This is a genomic window from Spirosoma terrae (assembly GCF_010435915.1).
GTDB classification, from domain to species: Bacteria; Bacteroidota; Bacteroidia; order Cytophagales; family Spirosomataceae; genus Spirosoma; species Spirosoma terrae.
Genome location: NZ_JAAFZH010000035.1, coordinates 1 through 3,779 on the forward strand (window position 1 = coordinate 1; position 3,779 = coordinate 3,779).

Consider the following 3,779-nt stretch of genomic DNA (forward strand, 5'->3'; position numbering starts at 1 on the left):
CTTCATTATGTGAGTCGGGGTTGGCAGGGTAGATACCATGATTACCGGCAATTGAAGTATCATTTTCCGCCTGATCAGCCTTGGTTTTCTGAGCTGTCTATTGAACTGGATTTGGGCTATCAGGGCGTACTAAAGGATTATGTTTGTCAGGCTGTTAGTCAACCGGCCAAGAAGCCCAAAGGTGGCGAATTAACGCTGGTGGCCAAGATCTCGAATGGTGAAAAGAGTCGCTCACGCGTTCGGATTGAGCATGCCATTGGGGGGCTAAAACGGTATCGGTATTTGAGCGATCGTCTGCGGACTCGCAAGGTCATCCTTTACGAAAGCTCGCTATTAATTTGTGCTGGATTGTGGAATTTCATTTTGACTAATTAAGTGGTAATCACCCCTGCAACAAGTCTAGTTAAAATAAAGCATTCCGTCAGGTCCTTTAATAACCTGAGGACTTCCACATCTAAAACTCGCATCAGATATATTTTCAAAAAAAACTTGTTTCCATTTGTCGTCTCTACTAACTTTTGGTATTTCACACAACCCTCTAATTATTTTGGTTTTGTTTAAATCTCCAAGATATTTTCCGTCCGTTTTGCTTTGCTGCGAATTTGAAATTTTTTGTTCGTCCTTATTTCCTTTTTTCTTTAAAAAGTCGAATAGTCCCATGTGTTATGAATTTTGTAATAATTGCCACCAATTCACCAATTGCCGCACTTTCAATACAAAATATGCACTTCGCATTTTGTATTGTTGTATTTCTTCAAGCCTGCCTGTCAGGGCGCTCGCCCTGTCGCAAAGACGCTGACTGGCAAACCTAAACCTGACTTGTCGGGACGTTCGCCCTGTCAGCTGCTACCCGTCGAACGAGCTTAAACCTAACCTCTGCGGCCTACAACCTGTCGCCCGAACGCTGGCAATCAGGCACTTTATGGCCGGTTCACCCAACACCCATGAGGGTTGATGGATGAGCACGCTACGTCAACAAACACGACCAAGCCCCGACCTTTTCACCCTCATTAGGTTGGGCTGTCCCGACTTGCCACCGGGACGGGCACCCTGTCGCCAGACAGGAAACACACGCGAAGCAAACCACCAACACGCGTAACCGATTCAAGACCCGCGCCAAGCCTGACGCTACGTATCGTGGAGCTGTTCGCTACGTTGTCGCGGGGCGCTTGCCCTGTCACACGCTACGTGGCAAACTCACTTTTTGGCAGCTTACCTAACCAGGGCGATTCTGGTGTCGACCAAAACCCGACTGACGAGCTAAAAGCCTACCTGTCGAGACGTGCATCCTGTCGACCGAAACCCGAACGCTACGTTGTTTTTCAGCTTGTTCGCTCCACCCAACGCTCCAGGGGGCTGATGGATGATAAGGCTACTTGCCTGAACAAACGGAGCCTCACCCTTTACACCCTCATTTGGTTGGGCTGCAAACCTGGCCTCGGGACGTGCCCCCTGTCGCCGGGCAAGGTGGCATGTCAAGCTACAACATGGACTATTTATCTTTGGGAATTTTTTGCTGAACACTTTTAACAAACTCGACCGATACGCCTGCTATTGCAGCAACCTGCTCGACGGAATGGCTTGTCTCATTCAACAAATAGCTGACAAACTTAGTCTGCTCCTTTTCTTGGGCCATCATATAAGCCGCATCCTTTTCTACACTTACAAATTTAGTGATGCTATCCATAGCGAGGTCTCTGAGTATTTGTCCTAAGTTACGCAACTGCGCCAATACGCGCAACTGACTGAAATACCTTTTTAACGCCAAATCCCCTTGGGTCGTTTCTTCAACCCGCCGAATGATTTGGTGCAGCACTGTTTCGGGGCTGTCACCCTTAAAATCAGCCAGAACGCCCAAAATTACTTCTTCGGGCTGATTAGATTTGAGGAATGTGTGATAGTCAAGATCAGTAAAGGCAATAAGGGGAAACTCATAGCGCATCAACTCACTTTCATAGCGGATCTCCATTTTAGGCATGCCAGACCCCAGAAACAGCACATATTGACGAATGGGTATTTTGTACTTTCGAGCCAGCATGATATGATAATCAGCCATGCGATAAACCATCTCCGGCTCGTCAACCAACTGGAATTCGAGATGCAGTACAAAGGTTTTCCCCTGCGTATCCTTGATTTTCTTTAACACATCAGGCTTTCGTTCTTTGGTGTGCTGAATGTCGTCGGGCAGTTCCTCTGATTCAACAACCGTAATACCGAGTATATTTTGCATCAAACTCGGTATTACGGCTTCAATATTCTCTTTGAAAATCTTGTCGTATTGGCTGACTTGTTTACCCATGCGGTAAAATTACTAGAAACCGCCGAAAACGCACTGGGCGATTCCCCTGTCGATCGAAGCTCGAAAATGGAGACATCAAATCTGACTTTGGGGGCGTTTGGCTTGTCAACAAGAACTTCCAAACGAGCCTAAAAAGTTGCCCTGTCGGGAAGTTTGGCCTGTCGCCAGAACGATGGCAAACACGTTTTCACTTTTTGGCTGGCGCACCCAACGACCATGAGGGCTGATGGATGATTGAACTACTTAAAACAACAGACGTAACCTCAACCTTTACACCCTCATTTGGTTGGGCTGCAACCTTTCCCTCGGGACGTGCTCCCTGTCAACGGAAGCCCGCCCACGCGAAACAGAATAACCTATGCAAAGCTATCCTAAATTTGAAGATGTATGAGTTATAGTACTCGTACTGACGATATTGTTAGCCTTCAAAGTAGTAGCAGGAAGCCTTGTAGAATTATACAGGCCATTCGTGTATATTTTGGTAAACCAATAGATTTGAAACAGAATGCTCTCTAATTCGGTCTGTCCGAACTTATACTTAATAATTATAGGATTGATAATTCTTCCCTGCTCTTCTACTTGAGTATTGGTTGCCATAATAGCATATTTTTGGTGTGGAAGAACCCAAGTTTCACCAGATTGCCAGTTGATATATGATTTACTATTTTCATTATACTTTGCAATTATTGGATAACCTGACTTAATAACTTCAACAATATCAATACAATCTATATCGAACAGTTCTGAAATTTTTGTTAAAATGTTATCAAGATCATACTTGTGTAATTTCCCGTCTCGGTGGATTATCAATTTCTTCGGTAAAGGAAGATTCTTCTTTTTTACGAAAGTTAATATATCCTTTAAGGGGCGTTCAATAGCTGCTTCAGTTAATGCCTCATTTCTTGGTATATTTTTATTTACACTCTTCTTAACTATAATTCCTTGATAGTTAAATAGAACCATAGCTAAATTAGAAGTTTTCTGCTCTTCTTGAATAGAGTGTCCTAAATCAATACCAAGAAAATATGTTGTATCAGGTTCTTTTGTACTTTTAATGATGCTTAAAATTCCGCCTAACTTTTCTATACATTTAACAACAAAATTTGACATTTGATACTTATCTTGACGACCCAAGTATATTTGAGTTTGAACACCTATCTTCTGTAAAGACTTCAATTCAGTCTTGGGTAATTTAAATTCAGTAAAAACTATAATTAACAAATTCTCTTTATATCTGATTTTCAAAGACTTTATAGTATCTAAAAAAGAGCTTTTTTCTGGTTGTAGTTCAATGGGTTGTAGAATTTCCACATTGCTTCCACCTTGATTAAACACCCCAAACAACTCTTCAAACATATTGATTTTGATTCTGCCTTCAGCATAGACAGGTAAAATACATTTGTTGCTGACCGGCTGAAAAACACCCTTGTAAAAAGCGGCTTTGTGCTCTTTACAGGCAAAGTTGCCTCCAATCAGAAGG

General features: G+C 43.0%; 5 protein-coding genes. 1 reads left to right on the forward strand and 4 read right to left on the reverse strand.

From position 1 onward, the window contains the following. Positions 1-375, forward strand: a 375-nt coding sequence (locus GK108_RS30860) for a transposase family protein (RefSeq protein WP_163955459.1), incomplete at its 5' end; no start/stop codon positions are given. 24 nt (positions 376-399) lie between these two features. Here the strand turns inward: GK108_RS30860 and GK108_RS30865 are convergent. The 4 genes from GK108_RS30865 to GK108_RS30880 form a co-directional block, all read right to left on the reverse strand. Next, positions 400-660 carry a hypothetical protein gene (locus GK108_RS30865; RefSeq protein WP_163955460.1) on the reverse strand — a complete coding sequence of 87 codons (261 nt, stop codon included), beginning with the start codon at positions 658-660 and terminating at the stop codon, positions 400-402. A 350-nt stretch (positions 661-1,010) separates the two neighbouring features. Continuing rightward, positions 1,011-1,181 (reverse strand): hypothetical protein, encoded by a 171-nt coding sequence (locus tag GK108_RS30870; RefSeq protein WP_163955461.1) that lies wholly within the window; start codon positions 1,179-1,181, stop codon positions 1,011-1,013. 311 nt (positions 1,182-1,492) lie between these two features. Next, positions 1,493-2,299 (reverse strand): RpnC/YadD family protein, encoded by an 807-nt coding sequence (locus GK108_RS30875; RefSeq protein ID WP_163955462.1) that lies wholly within the window; start codon positions 2,297-2,299, stop codon positions 1,493-1,495. Positions 2,300-2,665: 366 nt separating this feature from the next. Next, on the reverse strand, positions 2,666-3,779 hold a 1,114-nt coding region (locus tag GK108_RS30880), incomplete at its 5' end, for a Piwi domain-containing protein (RefSeq protein WP_163955463.1).

Bases quoted from the DNA above. Each gene is read 5' to 3' on its own strand.
- GK108_RS30865 (WP_163955460.1), bottom strand. From the start codon at position 660: ATGGGACTATTCGACTTTTTAAAGAAAAAAGGAAATAAGGACGAACAA.
- GK108_RS30875 (WP_163955462.1), bottom strand. From the start codon at position 2,299: ATGGGTAAACAAGTCAGCCAATACGACAAGATTTTCAAAGAGAATATT.